Source organism: Nostoc piscinale CENA21 (assembly GCF_001298445.1).
Taxonomy (GTDB): Bacteria; Cyanobacteriota; Cyanobacteriia; order Cyanobacteriales; family Nostocaceae; genus Nostoc_B; species Nostoc_B piscinale_A.
This window is the reverse complement of record NZ_CP012036.1, coordinates 1451810-1472649: the sequence shown is the minus strand read 5'-3', so window position 1 is coordinate 1472649 and position 20840 is coordinate 1451810. Positions and strand designations below refer to the sequence as shown.

Genomic DNA, 20840 nt, shown 5'->3' with positions numbered 1-20840 from the left:
TGGGTGCAGAGTCTGAGATATTCATCTTCTACTCTGCACCAGTGAAGCTTTTACTACTTTTCCTGTTGACCATCAACTGATTCATTGTGGCAAGATGGCTCTGTATGACAATTGTTACATTTAAAGCCAATAGATTCTGATTTACTTGGCACTGGTATTTCTGAAGATGGCTGCTGTCCAGTTTTTACCCAAGACATTCCTCCTGGTATGGGTTTACGTGCTGGTTGTAAACCTTGCAGCACATCTGTCCATTGAATCCCTTCTAAGGAGACAAATTTTGATTCTCGGAGTTTGTGCCAAACTGAACGCGACATAATCAAAGTATGTTCAGTGCGTTTTGCGCCGATCCGTTCTAAATATTCTTCTCTTTCCGGTTGGTAGTCTAAAGAAGCCAGTCGCAAACCTTGTTGGGGAAAGTCTTGCGCTATGCGTGCCAATTGCGAAAGCAACTCTGGATACAACCAAGTGTAAGCAGGGTGAACTGTCAGTGTTGCCACATGGGGAGTTTCACCTTTGCGGTCAAGCTGTACTTGAAAATAGCCAATAGCAGCTTTGCGTTGCGGTTCAAACACGTAACCACTGACAACTTCTGTTTTAGTTAGCCATTGCTTGACAGCATCGGTCAACGCACCAAATAAACTGGTTTTAAAATCACGGGTGTTGCGGTCAAAGACTTGCCGTACCAAAGGCGGCATCGATGCTGTATCTAGTTGATAAAGCAACTGGGCATCAGCGTTACTTACTGGCAGCAAATTCGGTAAATCTGGTTCTGCTTGTGCCAATTCAGCCAATAAATCGGCTTCTATTTTCCAATAGGTAATTTCTGCTAAACGTTGAAATCCATTTTGGCGATACAGGGCTAATGCTTCTATATCATTAATATTTACTTCTAATAGCCAAGTCCGCGCTTCTAAAATCGACTCAAAGCAATGGCGCAGCAATTGTGAGCCAATTCCTTGTTTATCCGCAGCCCGATCTAGCACCACCTTATCAATGCGCCAAGTACTGCGAGTGCGGTTGAATGGTGATACTTGAATCATTCCCAACAGCATTCGCCCTTGTTCGGCCACATAAGCGCAGAAACGATACTGGAGTGGATTAGGGAACCAGCTTAAAAATTTAAGTAAGCCGTACCAACGACGGAGCGATTGCATTTGGCGCTCGGCAGAGTTAGAGCCTTCCAAAGTCGTGGCGGCAAATGACTCTTGTGTTAATCGCTCAATTCCATCCAGATCCCGATAGTGGACTGGCCGGATGACAACGCTGAGATTTCGAGGAAGTAATGAAGTCATTTTGATTCAAGCGGCCATTTAGCCTTAACTAACTGCTCGTGGGTGGAACTGTTGCAATAACAATTTTAACGGCTTTCCGTTGCTGGCTATTGCTTCAAAAGATTGATTTTTTTGATTAAATACTTACAAAAGCAAAAAAAGCAGGTTAGATGAGTACGCTATTGGCGTTAACCCAAAAATACCTGCTTTTATTTTATTTGACTTTTCGTTAAATTTCCTATATTTACAAACCTTGCCGAGAAATTAACTTTTCAAAGTTGGCTTGGGTTTGATGGAGTAGTTGTTGTCTACTATCTTCCACAGAATGCTTGAGGGTTGGAACCAGATTGCGAGCTTGTAGCGTCATGTGTAGCTGTAAATGAGCGACATATTCACTAAAATCTTCGTTTTGTACAGCTTTGCCCGTTAGTAAGTTAGATTCCGTTGCCACTGTGTTCTCCTTATCGCACTGTTGATTCACATCATCAAACTTATCATGTTGCTCGAATTACCTTTTTATTTTGCAATGAAGTTTAACGGTTGTTTGCAATGAGGCTAGGGGCTAGGGGTTATGGGCTAGGGTGTCCTTTACAAACCTTCACACTTCATACTTCTACTCACGCAGTACGTAGCCAACGCCTCGGATGGTTTGAATGAGGCGCTTTTCATTGTTGATTTCAAGTTTGAGGCGCAGGTAGCGGACGTAAACTTCGATGATGTTGGAATCGCCCATGAAGTCGTAACCCCAAACTTCTTCTAAAATGCGATCGCGGGTAATTACTTGTCGGGGATGGGATAGCAAATAATCCAGCAAATCAAATTCTTTGGCAGTTAATTCAATTAATCTATTACCGCGATACACTTCTCTGGTACGGCGATTTAAGCTGAGGTCTTCAAATTCTAAGATGTCGGCTGCATCGGCTTCTTGATTGCGGCGCAGATGAGCGCGGACTCTGGCTAATAGTTCTTCAACACTGAATGGTTTAACTACATAGTCATCAGCACCCGCGTCTAAACCAGCGACGCGATCGCTGACTTCATCTTTCGCAGTTAATAATATGACTGGAACTTTGTCTCCAGTACTCCGCAAACGGCGGCAAATCTCTAGACCTGATAACCCTGGTAACATCCAATCTAAAATAACTAAATCTGGATGTAACTCTCGCGCCGCAGTCAGGGCAGTTAATCCATCGTAGGCGACACTGACTTGATAACCTTCGTAATTCAGTTCCAATTCGATAAATCGCGCCAGTTTGACCTCATCTTCTACAAGTAAGATGTGCGTCATATTGATGATGTTAATAATTTCAGCAAGGGAAGGCAGTAATGGACACAGATCGAGAACTAGTTTGATGTATGTCTAATTAGTCCTAAAATAGCTTAGTATAGATTAAAGCAGATAACAAGTGTATGTCTGTAATTACCGATGGCTGAGATTTGTGACTTTCAAAGTTTAGCAATAAACATTTACATCTTCACCACATTCATCAGCAAGATAACACAAAGCTCGAAAACGCAGACTTACTAATTGCTCATAGAAGGGATTAAGTTTACACATTGCTGGAATGTGAAACAGTTTCCGTCCAAATAAAGTCACATCTCTTTCAAAGGGACATTGTGATGGTATCACTTTGCACACAAAATGAGCTAATTGAATGTTATTAATTTCTCTACTTTCTAACCATTTACTAACTTTTTGTAAGAAATCTTTGTGTAAATGAAGCAAAGTTATAGATGTCATAGTAATTTACCGGAAGATTAAATATAGATAAATATGATGAAGCGATCGCTTGAGGCTGCTACACTCACAGATCATCTTTTCGTGTCACATCTTTAAATACATATCTAAGTTTTTAGATTTCGGAATCATTGATGGAGTTCCCACACTCGTGATACTGCACGTTAGGCTAGATATCGCTGTTACAAAAGTGCAAACCAATGACAGAAAATTTCTTTGCTAACAAGAAATCTCTCTTTAACAACTGGGCTTTTAGCTACGATTGGACATTTCCCTCAGTATTTTATCGAGCTATTCACCAAAGGCTATTAGAATATGTTGACTTATCAGAGCAAGTCAAAGTCCTTGATTTGGGATGTGGAACTGGACGCTTATTAGAACGCCTCGCCACCAAATTTCCTGACTTGCGTGGTACAGGTTTAGACTTATCACCAAATATGTTAAGAATGGCGAGAATTAGCAACCGCCACCATCCACGTTTAATTTATATTGAGGGTAATGCTGAATCTCTACCCTTTGGGGAAGGTCAATTTGATGCTGTGTTCAGCACTATTAGCTTTTTACATTATTTAGAACCGCAAAAAGTTCTCAGTGAAGTAGCGCGAGTCCTAACTCCCGGCGGACGCTTTTACTTAGTTGACTTTACTTTTAAACAAGAACTAGAACTTAAAAAACTGCCAATTTCTCCTTTAGGAGTCCGTTTTTACAGTCCCAAACAAAGAGAAACTTTGGGTTCTGCTTCTGGACTTACTTGTGTCAGTCATCATTACTTATTAGGGCCTGTTCTGCTCACAATTTTTGTTAAATAGTCAACAGTAATTGATTTGTCTTTCTCCTTCATCTCCCTTGTCCCCCTTGTCCTCTGATCTCCCACTCCCCTGATATTTCATAAACACGACAGGTACTCGTAACAGTTTTTTCGCCAATTGCGAGACGCGAAATTTAGGCTGAAGAGATGGATGTAGATTATCGAAAGCAACTTTTACAAAACCAAAACGACTATAAAACTGTGACAATTGCTCACCCAAACATTCTAAATATAGTGGTTGTGTAGCTTGACTAATAAGATGCTGAGTGAGCAAACTACCTAAACCACGACCTCTCCAAGTTGATTTAACCACCAAACTACCAAGTTCTTGTGCGCCTGGAAAATTACGCAGTTGTCCGCAAGCAATTAAATTACCCTCACACTCAATCACATAGAACTGTTGCCAGCGCAATTGAGTAGGGTCAAGTTTAGCCGACAACACTAATGAGCGAATTGACCACTTGTCAGTTGAAGTTGCCTGACGCAGAACACATCCAGAGGGTAATGATAAATTTTGGCTGTACATGAATTTATTTGTTTTTTAAAAAATTAAATAATACTTATGGCAGAGTCAACATTAAGTCATAACCATATTTTAGATAGATAACTTTACATTCTTAATATTCCTACAATAAAGCCAAGAGTTAATCATAGGAGTTTATCGTTATGGCTGAAGAACAAAAACAAAAGTCTGCTAACAATCAAGATACTACCCCTACAGCTTCTGGTGGTTATCAAACCCCTTTACAAGAAGATATTCGCAAAACTGGTGATGCTTCGCAGTCTGATGCGAGAAAGACTGCTAGACCAGAAGCACCAGGCGAAGATGATGTAGCAGGTAGCCCCAATCAAGGTACTGAATCTCGTTAATTTTCGGGGTTATTTATCAGGTAAAAATAAAATACTCTGAGGGTGTGTTAGGCGCAGATTTTGAGCTAATTAATCGCAAAATATATAACAGTGCTTAACACACCCTAATTCAGATTTACTTTATAAATAGTCTCTCAGCTAGATATGGGTGAAATCAATAGTCTGATAGAAATTATCTGATAATTTTGAGTCAGCATAAATTGAGTGAGTATAAGCGATAAAAAGCTGATTACTCACTCAATTTTTATATTTGCGGCGTACGTATTTTGGGTAAATAAGGTATAAACAAGAAACTAGGCTTTACAGTATAAAATTTATTTTGTCATATACCATTGGACATAGATTTTAATATACATAATTAAGCGGTCAAAACACCAAATTTTCAGAAAATACAAGGTTCTGTTTTGTGTAAATCCTAACCTTTACCTATCAATACCAAATTTAAATATAAATCTTAAATATACACAAAACTTGAATGAAATTTATACTTAATGGATGTATCATTTGATTCATAGCATCTTTAATGAGTTATAAAGACTAAATATTATCGAAATAAAATTCAGGAGTCAGGAGTCAGAACTCAAAATGAATTGTGTACGACTGGCTGATGAATAAATGGGTTTAAGACCCACGCTAATCATACCCCTACAGGGAAGCAAGCTACACGTATCCTCTCCGATAGGAGAAGATTTAGCGGTCTACAATGAGTGGCGTATCTGAATCCTCTGTTCATTGATTCTGACTCCTTAATTCTTTTTCAATTATCATTTGCAATCTTGCGAGTTGCTCATGAATAGACTTTCAGCAAAATTTGTTGCAGTCAGTTTTTCTTTGGCATTATTATTGCTGTGTGGTGTTGGTGTAATTTCTTATGCCAGTTTTCAGAGTTTAACTAAAGAAAGTAACTGGGTGATTCATACTCAGCGAGTTCTAGACAACTTAGATCATCTGCACATGTATCTGAGGAATATAGAAACCGCATATAGCAGCTACATATTCACCAGTCAGGTAACATATAAAAAAAATTTATGAGCAAGAAATACAAAAGTTAGTACAACAAATTCAAATTATTAGAAATTTAACTATAGATAACTTCAAGCAACAAGATAAAATTCAACAACTTGAACTTAAAATTAACCAAAAACTTTGCTTATTACAGATATCTATTGCAGTTTTTGAGCAACAAAATTTAGATAAAGCTATTGAAGTTGCTAAAAATAATCAGTCTGTAAATACTGATAATCAAATTAAAAATATTACGCAAGTAATGGAGAGGGAAGAAAAAAAACTATTACAACAGCGGATAGCAAACACAGATGTAGGGGTTCGCCAAATTATTTTTGTAGTGGTTTTGGGATATGGCTTAAGTTCTTTTCTGATAGTAGGAGTTTATTTTTTACTACAAAAGCAAATTCAAATTAATAAAGTTTTGTCAGCAGAAGCGATTCTTTTAGAACAGCAAGCAGCTAAAGCAAAGCTGGTAAATCTTTTAGAAACTGTAACAGATGCTTTTGTGGCTTTAGATGCTAATTGGTGTTATACCTACGTGAATCAAAGGGCGGGACAAATTTTCAATCGTCGTCCAGAAGATTTAATTGGCAAAAATATTTGGGAAGAGTTTCCCGAAGGTGTGGGACAGAAGTTTTATCATGCTTATTACCAAGCTGTGTCCGAACAAAAAGTAATTCAGATTGAAGAGTATTATCCACCGTGGGATCGCTGGTTTGAAAATCGCATTTATCCTAGCCAAGAAGGGTTATCAATTTTCTTTCAAGATATTACGCAGCGCAAGTTGGCAGAACTGGCTTTAGAAAACAGTGAAAAACGATATCGTTCATTGGTACTAGCGACATCTCAAGCAGTGTGGTTAACTGATGCTCAGGGTTTTCCTAAAGAATATTCCTCATGGATAGCTTTAACAGGTCAAACTCAGGAAGAACTTCAAGTATGGGGATGGCTGAATGCAATTCATCCTCAAGACCGAGAGCTTTCTCTGTTTTTATGGAATCAGGCTAGAGAATGGAAAAGTCCTTATAAGTTGGAACATCGTGTGCGAGTCGCTGATGGTAATTATCGATTTTTTGCTGTGAGGGGAGTTCCTATATTAGATGCTGACAACCAAATTCAGGAGTGGATAGGAACTCATACTGATATTACAGACCGCAAACTCGCAGAAGAAGCACTACAACAAGCCAAAGCCGAACTAGAAATTAAAGTTCAGGAACGTACAGCCGAATTAGAAAAACTAAATGAGGAACTAAGAAACTCGAATCAAGAATTAGAACAGTTTGCCTATGTAGCTTCTCATGATTTGCAAGAACCGTTACGGGCTGTAACTGGCTATAGTCAATTATTAGTAGAGGAATATCGAGAGAGGTTAGATGATTCTGCCCAAGAATATATAGATTACATTATTGATGGTGCGAGACGAATGCAGCAGTTGATTCAAGACTTGCTGGCTTATTCTCGGATAGGTACCAGAGGTCGAATATTTACGCTGACTGACTGCAATGTTGTGCTGAGGGAGGCTTTGAGTAATTTATCGGTAGCGATCGCAGAAAGTCAAGCTGTCATCACTCATGAGCCATTACCCAACCTGCTTGCAGATAAAACTCAGTTAATCCAATTATTTCAAAATTTAATTGGTAATGCCATCAAGTTTCGCCGCAAAGATGTAACACCACAAATTCATATAAGTGCAGCGATAGTAGAGAAGAGTGAGGGAGTGGGGGTGCAGGGGTGGAAGGCTTTAGATGAAGAATGTTTGACTCAAAACCATGAAATTTGGTTATTTTCTGTACAAGATAACAGTATTGGCGTTAAATCTCAGTATCTTAACCGGATTTTTGAAATTTTTCGTCGTCTACATACCCGGCGCGAATTTTCAGGTACAGGAATTGGTTTGGCTATCTGTAAAAAAATAGTTGAGCGTCACAATGGTCATATATGGGCTGAATCTCAGTTAGGAGTGGGTACAACGTTTTACTTTACCCTTCATGAATCAGCTACCCCAGAAAGTTTAGATAAAGACGTGTAATATATGGTTAATAACAGTATTGAAAAGACTCAAGTATATCGGTGTGTTGAAATTTTGCTAGTTGAAGACTCTCCCAGCGATGCTAATCTCACTATGAAAGGCTTCGTAAATACCAAAATTCCCAATAACTTGCACTGGGTAGAAGATGGTGAAACGGCAATGAATTATCTACACCAGCAAGGAGAGTTTGCTAATGCTCCACGTCCCGATTTAATTTTACTGGATTTGAATTTACCAGGGATGGATGGACGAGAAGTGCTGACAGAACTTAAATCTGATCCCAAATTGAAACATATTCCGGTGGTTGTCCTGACTACTTCCGCAGATGAACAAGACATACTACGTTCTTATCATCTCAGTGCTAACTGTTATGTAACCAAACCTCTTGATGTTTATCAGTTTCTTGAGGTTGTGGATTTAATTAAAGATTTTTGGTTAACGGCAGTTACTCTACCACCAGATTTATCCATCTTATAAGTATTCCTCTATATTGTCCAATATCGATTATGATTGAGCATTGTTTTCACAGTGAAAAAATCTGATGCTCATTGCAGCAATTTATATAAATATATTTTATGCTTTATGCAAAAAACAATAATTCGTGTTCTGCTGGTAGAGGATAGTCCTAGTGATGCCAAACTATTACATCAAATATTTTCTCATACCGTTCAACATAAACTAGAAATGGTGCATGTTGAACAATTATCTGAAGCGATAAATTTAAGTTTATCAGAGAATAATCTTACAGTAAATCATTTGGAAAATGTAAGTTTTCAACCACATAAATTTGATGTAGTTTTGATGGACTTGGGATTACCAGATTCTTTTGGGCTAGATACTTTAAAGGCTTATCGAGCCGCAGTTCCAGATATTCCTGTAGTGGTTTTAACAGGACTTGATGATGAAGAATTAGCAATGCAAGCTTTAGCAGAAGGCGCTCAAGATTATTTAGTCAAAGACCAAATTACCATTCAGCGATTAGTACGGGCTATTCGCTATGCTATTGAACGAGAAGAAATTCTCAATAAGTTACGAGAAAGTGAAGAAATAAGCCGTCAAGCATTAGTAAAAGAACAACAACTCAATGAGTTAAAGTCTAACTTTGTGGCGATGGTTTCCCATGAGTTTCGTAACCCGATGACTACAATTAGGACTGCTATAGATATTCTGCAAAATCACAATAATATGGATGAGGCGCGAAGAAATATTTATTTCGAGCGTGTGCAAGATGCTCTCAACCACATGTTGCAGCTATTAGATGAAGTTTTATTTCTCAGTAAAAGTGAAACTGCCAAATTAGAATATAAACCTGCACCTTTAAATTTGATTAGCTTTTGTCAAGAAATTACGGAAGTAATGCAAATGAAAGCGGCTGGGCAGAAAAATATTATTTTTAATAATGCAGGAGAATGTAATTTAATTTATATGGATGAGGAATTAATTTATTGTATTTTGACTAATTTAATTTCCAATGCTGTGAAATATTCTCCACCACAAAGTAATATTTGGTTTAATTTAACCTTTGAAGGTGATATGGCAATTTTTCAGGTTAAAGATGAGGGAATAGGGATTCCAGAAACAGACCAAGTTAATTTATTTCAAACTTTTTACAGGGCGAGTAATGCGCGTAGAATTCAAGGAACAGGTCTAGGGCTGGCAATGGTGAAAAAGTGTGTAGACTTACATGGTGGTGAAATTAACCTAGAAAGCCAACAGGATGTGGGGACTACGGTAATAGTTAAACTGCCGTTAAATTACAGTGGTAAGAGTGAATAGTATGAAAAAGAGACTTTATTTAGAGAGACAAGGTAGACAAGGGAGATAGATATTTGTAAATCATTTAGGATGGCGAGAGAGATGAATAAAAATTCAAATAGCTGAAGAGCAGTTAAAATAGTGATAGGCAAAGTTTATAATTAAACAAGCCAGTACATAAATAATGGTAAACAGCTTTATATTCTCACAAGAAACAATTACGAGCATTCAATAGTGAGGGCTTGCTAGATTTAGCTATTTAACAACTCACAGTGAATTTTCTATGAAAGTAGTTTATCAAAGAAATAGCCATTTCATTACATAGTAAAGCATCTTCGTTTGACAGTTCAGCAGTTAAAGGGGAACCATGAGCTACATTTTCAGTTCGATGGCGATAGATATAAAGACTCTTGAGCGGTTTTATTATAATTTCTTCTGGACACACTTTCTGTTTTTGTAGTTCTTTAATACAGTCATCTAAAGTTGCTGGATTCTTACCATGTGATTTGAAATATCCTTTTAAATACCCTTTTACTGCTTTAATTGATGAGAGAATTGAATTGGCAATATCAATATTCTGTGGGTCGCTCAAATACTTTTTTGCCGCCTGTATAGATTCAATAACTGATTGATAAGGAATATCGCTATTTAGAATTTTGTCATTATCAGCAAGGAGTTCATCATAATAAACTACAACTTTTGCTGTACCTGGATAATGTGAATTGTTTTGTTCTACTCGATAACCCACATTATGATACTCAAACAAATGATTAACTGTTTCTGTCTTCAAGTATGGATATTCGTGAATCAGGTACTCCACTAATGACAACATTTCATGTCACTCTAAATCCAGCATCATCTGTATGAAATAATCTGAGTTATACCTTTCTTCTATTTCTTCAATCTCATAAAAGCGAACAGTGGACTTATTAACACTAACAGAGCTATCCCTATAAATGGTGTACTCGCTAATAGCAGATTCACAATTTTCCTTAATAATTTTATATATGTCTATCCGAAACGCTGGTGGCACATATTTATACTTTAAGTCATACGTGGGTTTGTCTAAATGATGCCGCCGGGAAAAGTTCTCAAACATTTATGCTTACTAAAGCGATTTATGTAATATCAATAAACATATATTAATAGTAAACACTTGTCACACCTTCCAATTGTTCATCAGTTAACTCATATAACTGACGCAATTTATCTAATTTATCTGCATCAGCTTGCCAGAAGCCGCGCCCAGATGCTTCTAGCATTCTGCTAATAATATTGCGGAAAGCTTCGGGGTTGGCTTGGCGTAATTTCTCTGCCATTGCTGGGTCTAAAGCATAGGTATCTGCGGCTTGGTCATATACCCAATCATCTTTAAAATCAGCAGTACCACCCCAACCAATTAAGGCTGTCATCCGTTGCGAAATTTCATAAGCACCGCCAGAACCTTGATTTGCCATTGCTTGCGCCCATTTAGGGTTTAGCAATTTTGTGCGATATTCCATCCGCAGCAAATCATCTAAATTGCGGGGGGTGGTGTCTTTCGAGAAACTTTCGACGAAGCTGGTAGTTACCTTTTTACCGCCTTGTTTTTCGGCTGCTTTTTTCAAACCGCCAGTGTTGGCGTAATATTCTTGAATATCGGTTAAACCATATTCTACCGAATCAATTTCTTGGACGATGCGATCGCTCGTTTTCAACAACTGATTCAACACCTCTGGTCTAGCTTGGCCTTTATCTTGTCTCCCGTAGCTAAACACATTGCGGCTTTGCCAAGTATTACCTAACTCTTCCCCAGATTCCCAATTACCATCCACCACCCTATCATTTACCAAAGAACCAAAATCACCCGCAGGATTAGAAAATAATCTCGCCGAAGCATTTTCTACACCTTGCGCCTTCAAAGTTAAAGCGTGTTTCTTAATAAAATTCTGGTCTTCTGGTTCATCCGCCTCAGCAGCACGGAAAAACAAATCATCCAACAATTCGATGATATTTACAAAACTATCGCGGAAAATTCCCGACAAATTACCCAACACATCAATACGCGGATGTCCCACCTCAGCCAAGGGTTTTAATTCATAACGAACAATTCGGCCAGTCCCTTCCTTTACAGGTTCAGCACCAACTAATTCCAGCAGAATTCCTAAAGATTCACCCTTGGTTTTAATTGCATCTAAACCCCACAACAACACCGCCACCGTCTCAGGATATTTCCCATGTTCTTGTAAATGCTGGGCGATAATTTTCTGGGCAATTTCCCTACCCCTTTCATACGCCGCAGGTGAAGGCATTCTATAAGGATCTAACGCATGAATATTCCTCCCCGTCGGCAAAACCCCAGCACCATCACGCAACAAATCACCACCAGGCGCAGGCGGAATATACTCCCCATTCAACCCCCGCAACAAATTTGTTAACTCATCTGTAGTTTGCATTAATAAATCTCTAATTTCTTTCTCTCCCTGTTTTTGTGATTCGCTACCAAAATAAGCCCCCAAATAAGCCGCCATCTCCTCCTCATTCGGTGCTTCACCCAAAGTATGCAACCCAGAAGAAAACAACCTATTTTCTAATACTTGCAAATATTCGTACAACTTCACCAAATAATCATCAAAAGCATGACCACTAAACATCCTGATATTTTCTGGCGTAAAAGGAATGCCCAACTTTTTCGCATCCTCAAACGGACAATCAACATCTAAACCCGTATCAATAATCTTTTTACAAATCCCTTCCTTCAACACATAATTCTTTTTCGGATCTTCTCGATACTCTGCAATTAAATCGCGCAATGCCACCAACTCCTTATACAAACCTGCACGACCATAAGGCGGTACATTGTGCGAAATTAACACCCCATAACCGCGACGCTTTGCCAAAATTGACTCCGAAGGATTATTCGCCGCATATATATATAGATTAGGTAAATCGCCTAACAAAATATCCGACCAAGAATAACCTGTATTTCCCAAAGGCGAACCCGGCAACCATTCCACTGTACCGTGCATCCCAAAGTGAACCACAGCATCAGCTTGCAATTCATTTTGCAACCATTTATAAAAAGCGGCATATTGGGGATGGGGTGTTAAATCGCGTTCAAACATTAACCGCATCGGGTCGCCTTGAATACCTAACGGTGGTTGGACACCTATCCAAACATTTCCTAACTGCACTCCACCAATGTGCAGTTCATCGCCATAAGTTTTAATCCCGCTTCCTGTTAAAGATTTCCATTGTTTTTCAACGCGAGATGTGCGGAGATATCCTAGCCATTTTTCTAATTTTCTGACATTAACAGTATTAGGAATAGAGGCTAGGGACTGGGGACTAGGGGCTAGGGAAGAACTAGACTCTAGCCTCTCATCAGTTTCTTTTACTTGACGAATTAGTTCTTCCCCATCTTCTGGGATGTCGCCAATATTATAACCTTGGTCTTTGAGTGCGTGAAGGAATTTAATTAAGCTGCGAGGCACATTTAACAATGCAGCCGTGCCAGTTGCACCATAACCAGGGGGGAAACCATATAAAATAATTGCAATTTTACGTTCTGATGCTGGTGTTTGCCGTAAAGCAATCCAGTTTTTGACTCTACCAATTAATCGCTGTACCCGTTCAGGTACGAGATAAATATCTTCGCCTACTAAACCACCGAGGGGAACGGTATCAATAGCCCCGTCGAGTTCTGGTAAGGCATATAAAACTACACTTTGTAAGCCGCCGACACCTTGGCGTGTCCAAGAATGGATATCTTGAATTAATAAGGGTGCGGCAACAATGTAAGGCACATTTTTCGCAGTCAGGATGCGCTTTGCTACTTCTACCTGTCGTCCAGCTTCCATTGAACCAGCCGGGCCACCCACTAAAGGAAAGCCAATGGTGGAAACTATAGCATCAACTTTAACTGCTTCTGGAGAAAGTGAGGGAGTTTCAATGTTATTAAGTTGTCGTTGTTGCTGTTCGTAGTCGGTTGTCATCCAGTCCCGAACTGCTACGTGTCCTTCTACGCCGTTGATAAATATAGGTAAGGGAATTAAGCCAGCTTCTTCACAGCGGCGAATTAGTTGGGGAATGTATGGTTGTTTGGTGATGACGTGTTTGCGGTAAAGCAATATCCCGATAACTGGCTTTTGATATTTAGATCCCCCCAACCCCCCTTGAAAAGGGGGGCTAATTTTTCGGGGGATTTGCTGATACCAGCCTAGATATGCTTTTGGCGTTTCAAAAAACCCTTGGTAGTCGGGATGGAGTAATCCCATATTGGGGGTTTCGACTGGTGGGGGAATGTCGCCAACTTTCAGACCTAAATATTTTTCTGCAAGTATCCAGAATAATGATGCAACGTTTTCCGGGCCGCCTGCATTCCAGTAACCATAGATAATTAGCCAGTTACGTAAGTCTTGAACTTTCTGGACTGGAACAAACTTTAAAAGTTTCGGGCCGATTTTTAAGAAGCTGATGTAACCTGCAAGTTTGTCTTCTTCGCGTCCGTTGCTGAATTTGTCGAGGATGAATTTAACTGGTTTGGGCATTCCTTTGGGTTTGTGACCAATAGCAAAGTCTCCCAGCTTGGTTAAACTCATCAATTCCAAAGCTGACTCAAACACAAGCCGGATGGGAACTTGGGCAAGGCGATCGCGCAACCACACAACTTGGTCATAATCAAATAATAAGCTGCCAAAAAATACGTCAGCACCATCAACCGCTGTTTCTACCTCGGTACGCTTACTGGTAATATCGCGATCGCTAAATACCCGAATGTCTAAATCAGGACAGCGAGATTCAGCTACAGTTGCCGCTTTTCTGTATAAGTCAGCGTTGAATGATTCAAACCCAGCAATCAAGACGATCCGTTTCATGCCCGTAAGCTACGCAATATTTCTTTACTTAAATTCTAATCGTGGTTGTGGGTTGATTGTGAAACATCTGTCTTTAGTTCACCACGAAGAATCGAGAATTGCATAATTTGGCATTTTGGCAGATTTCCTCAAGTCTAAGTTGGTATGGTGATATCCGCGAATGTCTTTGTGCGACAATTACCGACTTGCAGAATCCCTCGGCTAACTACCGGGGGGCTTTTTTTTTGTAAAGTGCAAAATTTTTTTGGCAACTGCTACTAAAAAATGTACGTATTATGGTTTTTTTCTTTTAATCTAAAACTTCAAACTGATTCAGCTTTAGATGGAAACATAGAATTAGATATGTATCTAACTAGGTTAATTATTTCTCAAAATTTAAGATTATTTTTATATATAAAAGGTCAGTTTACTGTTGAAGTAACTCAAATAGTTCAATGTTTTTATACGAGTTGTTTAATAAGAATGAAGAGCGATCGCTTGAATATCTATCTAGGCGATCGCTTGAAAATCTAGAGGAAATTATGTTGACTATTTATCATCAAATCATTTGATGTCACCAGTAAATGTAAAAAATAATAACTAGCCATTAACGTGATTTAATCTTTTGATAACCAAGTTTACTGCCTCCCAAGCAAATTTATTCCTATGCTCTCTCTTCTGCACTAACTTAGAAATCAAATAAGATTGCTAAATTGTAATTAGATAATGTAAAGAACTTTGCTTAATCAATTTTTTATGGAAATTAACAATTGCATAATTTTTAATAATTAACTGAATTTATTAATTTAATTTGCTCGATTAATTACCATTTAGCGGCTATGGCAAACTGTAGAGGTAACGCCTAAATTCTCGCGAACAGAATTAGCGACCTGAGCGACAAGTGTAACTTCGCCTTTGTTGTTAAAGACCCAACCAGATGCAGGAACTAGAGAGAGGCTATTAAGTGTCTTGGATGGTTTGACAGCGGGAGTTCGTGATTGGTGCTGTGGCTTTGCGGCTACAGTGCGGCGTGTGTCTAACCATACTGCATCGCTATTGAGATTGTCATTGGGACTGGGAGGTAAGCCACCACGTCCAGCTACGGTGAATTGATTGGCTACCTGTCCCGCTGGTGCGCCACAACCTTGAGCGATTAGTTGGGAAACATCTACTACAGTTTGAGGTAAAGTAGTTAAACCTTGAGTTGGGTCAACATCAGGGTTGTTAATGTTGATAACTCCATTCACACCAAAAGTTGAACTGGCAGTAATATCACTTGTGGAAGTTTCAAATTGTCGTGGTTGAATGCCAAAAATGCCTCTGGCGGTGATATTAACTTGACCACCGTTGCCTGTAAAAGCATTGGCTTTGATGTTGCTATCTTCTGAGGGGATAGCCACAATAAATGGAGCTTTGATATTAATGATGCCACCATTACCACCAGCAAATCTAGTACCTGCTGTGGTGGAGATTAAACTCTGGTGGCGTAGAAGTAGCACCTCATTTAATGTGAGTGTGATATTACCACCATCACCAGAAGCTGTTTCAGCAATTAACTTGGCTCGATTATCTAATTGGACAATCCGAGCTTTGATATCTAAATTGCCGGCTTGTCCAGAGCCTTCACTACTTACTGATAATTCTGCGCCATCTCGTACCGACAAGCGATCGCTATTAATAATTAAATTACCAGCTTTCCCAGAGGCTTGAGCGTCGGTAAACAAAGTACTTATGACACTTTCACCACCAATATTAGCTGCACCCACAACGTCTATCGAATCAGTAGCGGTGATATTCAAGATTCCCCCCGCCCCTTCCCCAAAAGAAGCAGAACGAATTTCTCCGCCATTCTGCACTACCAACTGTCTCAGAGTGAAATTGGCATTACCACCAACTTGACTAGAACCAAAATTAGCAGCGGAGATTCTGGCTCCATTTTCCACAGTCAGCAGTCCAGTTGTAATATCCAAATTGCCGACATCGCCTGTAGCGCCAGCCTCAGCACCGATAAAAATTCCACTCCGATTACTATCGGAGAATGAAGCAGTAGCTTGCGAAGATGTTCCACTGACAAGAATTGTATCTGAAGCTTGAATCGTGATATTACCGCCTTTACCATTATTGCGAACAGAGGTGGCTATCTGTGCGCCACCCGTAACAATCAACTTTTGTGTTTCAATATTTAAGTTTCCGGCATTAGTTGATTGCGCTATGGATTCTTGAGCAACTTGAGCAAAAATTCCACTAGGCTGCTGACTATCAATGAGATTTCTGCCAAGCAGTTCCACAGAATTTGTAGCTTTGATACTGATATTTCCTGCTTGACCCGACCCAAAAGTGGAAGAATCTATAGTTGCCCCATCTCTAATGAGTAGTTTTTTAGTATCAATTGTGATACTGCCAGCGTTACCTGTAGCTGACTCTAGAACTTGAGACACTATACTGCTAGGAAAAAAGCCGTCTGGGGTTGAACCTGCCAATTCCACAATATTTGAAGCTTTCACTTGTATATTTCCAGCATTCCCTTCACCCAAAGCAAAAGTTGCCAGAAATGCACCTGCATCAATAGTTAAATTTATGGCATTAATTGACAAATTATCTTGTCTGCCTCGCTCAAAACTATTAATAAATACTAAAGAACTATCCGTCAAGTTGACATTTCTACCTTGGAAATGAATGTCACTACCATCATTACCACTGCCATAAATAATCGCAAATTGAGAAACTTGAATATCTCGAAAATCTTGTATACCTGAATAATCAAAGGCGTAACCTTTCTCAACTTCTGTCAGTTTAACTAAACCTGTACCAACGCTACCCAGTTCAATTCTGCCTGCTGTAGTTGTCAGATTTCCCCCTTCTATCCCTACATCACCTCCTATCAATGCCAAGGTTTTACCAATAGGAGCTTTTAAACCAATAGGGTTAGGAGGATCAGCATCAGTCATTTCTCCATTCGGGCTGGCTTGGGACTGATTAACAATACTACCGACAGTAGAACTAAAGTTTAAACCTATAGGAATGCTGACTGTTAATAATGGGTCAGGAGTGTGGTTTGTAGCACTAAATTCTTTACCATCAGCAAACTTAATACTATTGGCAGTACTGGCAATAAAGGAACCACCAACATTTAAGCTGGCATTGGGGCCAAAAACAATTCCACTAGGATTAATTAAAAATAGATTAGCCGTGCCGTTAGCTCTGATAATGCCATCTATATTAGAAATTGAACCACCTGTTACCCGTGCAAAGATGTTTCTGACTGCCGAGTTATTGTTGAAAAAGGCAGTATTTCCTGTCATTGCAGCAGTATTGACAGAAAAAGAAAATTCTTGAAAGCTGTGAAATAGGTTTGTACCTCTAAGCGTACCGCCCTCAATCATTCTGACATTACCAGAGTTGCTGACAGTGGTATTTACAGGGAGGGTGTTATCTGGAATCATGTCTGCAACAGCTGGGTTACAAGCTAACAACCACAATATTGCCGTGCAATTCCATCTCCAAAATCGCATCAGATAGTTTACCTTTACCACGGCGATCGCACCTTAAACTACATAAAAATCGAGAGACATAGATCCCCGACTTTTTGAAAAAGTCGGGGATCTATGTTTTTGAGGAAAAGTTAAAAGTTAGGACACCTTTTTCAGGCGCTTGCGGTGTTGCAGTAGCGATCTCATCCCCAAAGCGCCTATACTCAGTAAACTAGCTGCAACAGTAGATGGTTCGGGAACTGGTTGACTACTGTTTTGCTGGTCAATAGCAAATGTTCCACCGCCATTAATCTGACGAGGAAATATACCGAAAATTCTATTAACTCCGCCGAAACCTGTTAAATTATTAATCAGCCTAGAATCATCAGACTGAATAAACCAAATTACGTCAGGCTGATTACTAGGTGTTCCTGCCAAAAGGCTAACATCATACCTCAAGACGTTACCCGAAAAAAAAATTGATTTCAGATTCAGATGGATCTAAGAAATCCCTTAAGAAATCTAACGTAACCTCAGATCCACCATCAATATTCAGATCACTGATAGTATTCCCACCAGTTTCAGTCGTCAATCTCCTAACAGTTAAGTTTCCTAATGGACAAGGATCTTGACCACAAATGGCTAAATTATTTATATCAGAATTAGCCACTGTAATATTAAAATTTTGAACTGCTCCTAGAAAATATCCTAAATTGTCATTGCCTAAACCAGGTAAGGATTCAGTAACAGTAGTGTTTACATCAAAAGTAACGACTGGGCCGTTCATTGAAGCACCAGAATAACGCGCTCTTTGAGCTTGAGCAGCATCTGGCATCATAGTAGCTGCAAGAGTAATTAATGTCGCTGCTCCGGCAACTTTCTTCAAAGCATTGTTAATCATGGAAAAACTCATCTCATTATTTAACTAATCTTTGCAATTAATTGCAAAGATAAAATTTGAAAAACCCATAATTAAAGATGCGTACCGAACTTTATGCGATTCAGTATTAACCCTGTTGTTGCTGCATGAAAAGCAGCATTTCATTATTGTGATTTAAGCACAAATAAGTAAATATACGATATGTATTTTGAGATATCTTTGTATTTACTTTATCAAATCTACATATTTTTATAAGTAGTTTAGACGTAAATATTTATCGTTATCAATCAATTAACAATTGTCTAGACTGTTATCAATCTACTGATAACCTGCTGCTTGCAATAAAAATAACTTGGCGTAAATTCCCCCAGATTTCAGTAACTCTTCATGGGTACCTTGTTCCTTGACTTCGCCATATTCAATCACCACAATTTTGTCAGCCATTCTAACAGTAGAAAAGCGGTGAGAAATCAAAAACACCATTTGATTTTGTGTCAAGCTACGAAAATGATTAAAAATTTCAAATTCAGCTTGAGCATCAATAGCCGATGTAGGCTCATCTAACACTAAAATATCTGCTTGAGTTCGCATAAAAGCACGAGCAAGGGCAATTTTTTGCCACTGTCCACCAGATAATTCTTGTCCACCTTTAAACCAGCGTCCGAGTTGAGTTTGAAAGCTTTGCGGTAATTTTTCAATAAAAGAATGGGCTAATCCTTTTTGGGCTGCAATTTGCCAACGATGTTTATCTTCGAGATTTTTAACATCACCAACACCAATATTCTCCCCAACGGTGAATTGATAACGCACAAAATTTTGAAAAATTACACCAATGCGCCGCCGTAAAATATCAACATCCCATTCTTGTAAATCTAAACCATCTAATAAAATTCGCCCGGAATCTGGTGTGTAAAGTCGAGTTAGCAGTTTAATTAAAGTAGTTTTCCCGGAACCATTTTCACCAACAATTGCGAGTTTTTCTCCTGGTTTTAAATGTAGAGAGATATTTTTTAAAGCTGGTTTATTACTACCAGGATAAGTAAAAGAGACATTCTCAAAGCGAACCCCATCTTGAGGCGATAAACCTTTGGTAGCGTAACCCCAAGGCTGAGTAACTTTCTCTTCAAGAAAGTCGTAGAGATTAGATAAATATAAGTTATCCTCGTACATCCCACCAATGGAAGTCAGGGCGTTAGAAAAAGTAGATTGTCCTTGACGAAACACAGTGAGATACATAGTCATATCTCCCAACGAAATTTTTCCCGCCACTGCTTCTAAAACTATCCAAGCGTAGGCGATGTAAAAAGCACCAGTACTAACTAAACTCAGCAGATATCCCCAAAGTCCTCGACGCAGAGTTAAGTCTTTGTCTTCGCCGAAAAGTTGATGAAAAACTTCGCGGTAACGTTCTAACAGCATTTCTCCTAGCTGGTAGAGTTTGATTTCCGTTGCAAAGTCTTCTCGTGCTAAGAGATTTTCGATATAGTGCTGTTGACGAGTTTCCGGCGCACGCCAACTAAATAAGCGAAAGGCTTCACCAGCAAATCTAGTTTCGGCAATGAATGCAGGCATGGCTGCTACGATTAAAACTATGACTGCCCAAATGGAAAATTTGACTAACAATACACCGTAGGTAACAAGCGACAAGGCGTTTTGAACTAAGCCAAATGTGCGGTTGACGAGAGAAAGGGGACGGACTGAGGCTTCGCGCCTTGCATTGGTGAGTTTGTCGTAAAATTCTGAATCTTCAAACTGGGGTAGTTCTAAAGTCAGGGCTTTTTCTAAGATGAGAACATTTACCCGTTGAGCGAGTAAAACCCGCAGTAAAGATTGACAAACAAGCAAACCGCGTTGACTACCGGCTAATAAAATAACTGCGATCGCTTCTAAGCCAACATACCATAAAGGGTGATAACCACCGACGGCATTACCTTGCGCCGCCAATAACACAGCATCTACAATCAGTTTACCAATGTAGGCGATCGCAGCTGGTAAAAGTCCAGCTACTAAAGTTAAGGTCGCCAAACTCAGCGTTAAACCACGGCTGGTAGTCCACACTAAATTTATCGCCCGTCCACTGTAGCGAAAGACAGACAGAGATTGTCGCAGAGTGTTTCTTACTTTTTTAGTCCCCATTATTATTCTTATAGCGTAGAAACACCGAGTTGGGGTGATA

17 protein-coding genes and 1 pseudogene are annotated in these 20840 nt (G+C 39.2%); 7 read left to right on the top strand and 11 right to left on the bottom strand.

The window, feature by feature from the left end:
• Positions 1-53: 53 nt before the first annotated feature.
• The 4 genes from ACX27_RS06505 to ACX27_RS06490 form a co-directional block, all read right to left on the bottom strand.
• A complete protein-coding gene (locus tag ACX27_RS06505; RefSeq protein WP_062289906.1) occupies positions 54-1292 on the bottom strand; it encodes a GNAT family N-acetyltransferase in 1239 nt (412 codons plus the stop codon).
• 223 nt (positions 1293-1515) lie between these two features.
• Complete coding sequence (locus tag ACX27_RS06500) at positions 1516-1722, bottom strand: hypothetical protein (RefSeq protein ID WP_062289903.1); 207 nt, start codon at positions 1720-1722, stop codon at positions 1516-1518.
• Positions 1723-1884: 162 nt separating this feature from the next.
• The gene (locus ACX27_RS06495; RefSeq protein WP_062289900.1) at positions 1885-2559 is read right to left on the bottom strand and encodes a response regulator transcription factor; all 675 of its coding nucleotides are present in this window, start codon (positions 2557-2559) and stop codon (positions 1885-1887) included.
• 165 nt (positions 2560-2724) lie between these two features.
• Positions 2725-3012, bottom strand: coding sequence for a Mo-dependent nitrogenase C-terminal domain-containing protein (locus ACX27_RS06490; protein ID WP_062289898.1), 288 nt, complete (start codon positions 3010-3012; stop codon positions 2725-2727).
• A gap of 197 nt (positions 3013-3209) precedes the next feature.
• Between ACX27_RS06490 and ACX27_RS06485 the strand changes: the two genes are divergently transcribed.
• Positions 3210-3818, top strand: a complete 609-nt coding sequence (locus ACX27_RS06485; RefSeq protein WP_062289895.1) for a class I SAM-dependent methyltransferase — start codon at positions 3210-3212, stop codon at positions 3816-3818.
• Here the strand turns inward: ACX27_RS06485 and ACX27_RS06480 are convergent, their stop codons facing one another.
• Entirely contained in the window at positions 3819-4343 is a 525-nt protein-coding gene (locus ACX27_RS06480) for a GNAT family N-acetyltransferase (RefSeq protein WP_062289892.1), read from the bottom strand. It lies immediately after the preceding gene.
• A gap of 140 nt (positions 4344-4483) precedes the next feature.
• Between ACX27_RS06480 and ACX27_RS06475 the strand changes: the two genes are divergently transcribed.
• The 6 genes and pseudogenes from ACX27_RS06475 to ACX27_RS06455 all read left to right on the top strand — a co-directional run bounded on the left by ACX27_RS06475 (position 4484) and on the right by ACX27_RS06455 (position 9500).
• A complete protein-coding gene (locus ACX27_RS06475) occupies positions 4484-4687 on the top strand; it encodes a hypothetical protein (RefSeq protein WP_062289887.1) in 204 nt (67 codons plus the stop codon).
• A 789-nt stretch (positions 4688-5476) separates the two neighbouring features.
• A complete protein-coding gene (locus ACX27_RS06470; RefSeq protein ID WP_062289884.1) occupies positions 5477-5719 on the top strand; it encodes a CHASE3 domain-containing protein in 243 nt (80 codons plus the stop codon).
• Positions 5703-5936 (top strand): annotated as a pseudogene (locus ACX27_RS33450) (CHASE3 domain-containing protein); the annotation flags it as partial. The gene ACX27_RS06470 and the pseudogene ACX27_RS33450, both read left to right, overlap by 17 nt.
• A gap of 18 nt (positions 5937-5954) precedes the next feature.
• The gene (locus tag ACX27_RS30690; protein ID WP_083468682.1) at positions 5955-7724 is read left to right on the top strand and encodes a sensor histidine kinase; all 1770 of its coding nucleotides are present in this window, start codon (positions 5955-5957) and stop codon (positions 7722-7724) included.
• A 3-nt stretch (positions 7725-7727) separates the two neighbouring features.
• Entirely contained in the window at positions 7728-8201 is a 474-nt protein-coding gene (locus ACX27_RS06460; protein ID WP_062289881.1) for a response regulator, read from the top strand.
• 105 nt (positions 8202-8306) lie between these two features.
• Positions 8307-9500 (top strand): hybrid sensor histidine kinase/response regulator, encoded by a 1194-nt coding sequence (locus tag ACX27_RS06455; protein ID WP_062289878.1) that lies wholly within the window; start codon positions 8307-8309, stop codon positions 9498-9500.
• 238 nt (positions 9501-9738) lie between these two features.
• On the opposite strand, the gene ACX27_RS06450 is transcribed toward ACX27_RS06455, so the two are convergent.
• The 6 genes from ACX27_RS06450 to ACX27_RS06420 form a co-directional block, all read right to left on the bottom strand.
• Positions 9739-10227 carry a hypothetical protein gene (locus ACX27_RS06450; protein WP_144427411.1) on the bottom strand — a complete coding sequence of 163 codons (489 nt, stop codon included), beginning with the start codon at positions 10225-10227 and terminating at the stop codon, positions 9739-9741.
• A gap of 394 nt (positions 10228-10621) precedes the next feature.
• On the bottom strand, positions 10622-14335 hold the full coding sequence (gene bchH / locus ACX27_RS06445) for a magnesium chelatase subunit H (protein ID WP_062289873.1): 3714 nt from the start codon (positions 14333-14335) through the stop codon (positions 10622-10624).
• An 809-nt stretch (positions 14336-15144) separates the two neighbouring features.
• A complete protein-coding gene (locus ACX27_RS06435; RefSeq protein ID WP_235526532.1) occupies positions 15145-17847 on the bottom strand; it encodes a two-partner secretion domain-containing protein in 2703 nt (900 codons plus the stop codon).
• A 96-nt stretch (positions 17848-17943) separates the two neighbouring features.
• On the bottom strand, positions 17944-18222 hold the full coding sequence (locus ACX27_RS06430; RefSeq protein WP_062289862.1) for a PEP-CTERM sorting domain-containing protein: 279 nt from the start codon (positions 18220-18222) through the stop codon (positions 17944-17946).
• Between the two features lie 25 nt (positions 18223-18247).
• A complete protein-coding gene (locus ACX27_RS06425; RefSeq protein ID WP_062289860.1) occupies positions 18248-18685 on the bottom strand; it encodes a hypothetical protein in 438 nt (145 codons plus the stop codon).
• 297 nt (positions 18686-18982) lie between these two features.
• Positions 18983-20800: an ABC transporter ATP-binding protein gene (locus ACX27_RS06420; RefSeq protein WP_062289857.1), complete on the bottom strand. Its 1818-nt coding sequence runs from the start codon at positions 20798-20800 to the stop codon at positions 18983-18985.
• Between the last annotated feature and the right edge of the window lie 40 nt (positions 20801-20840).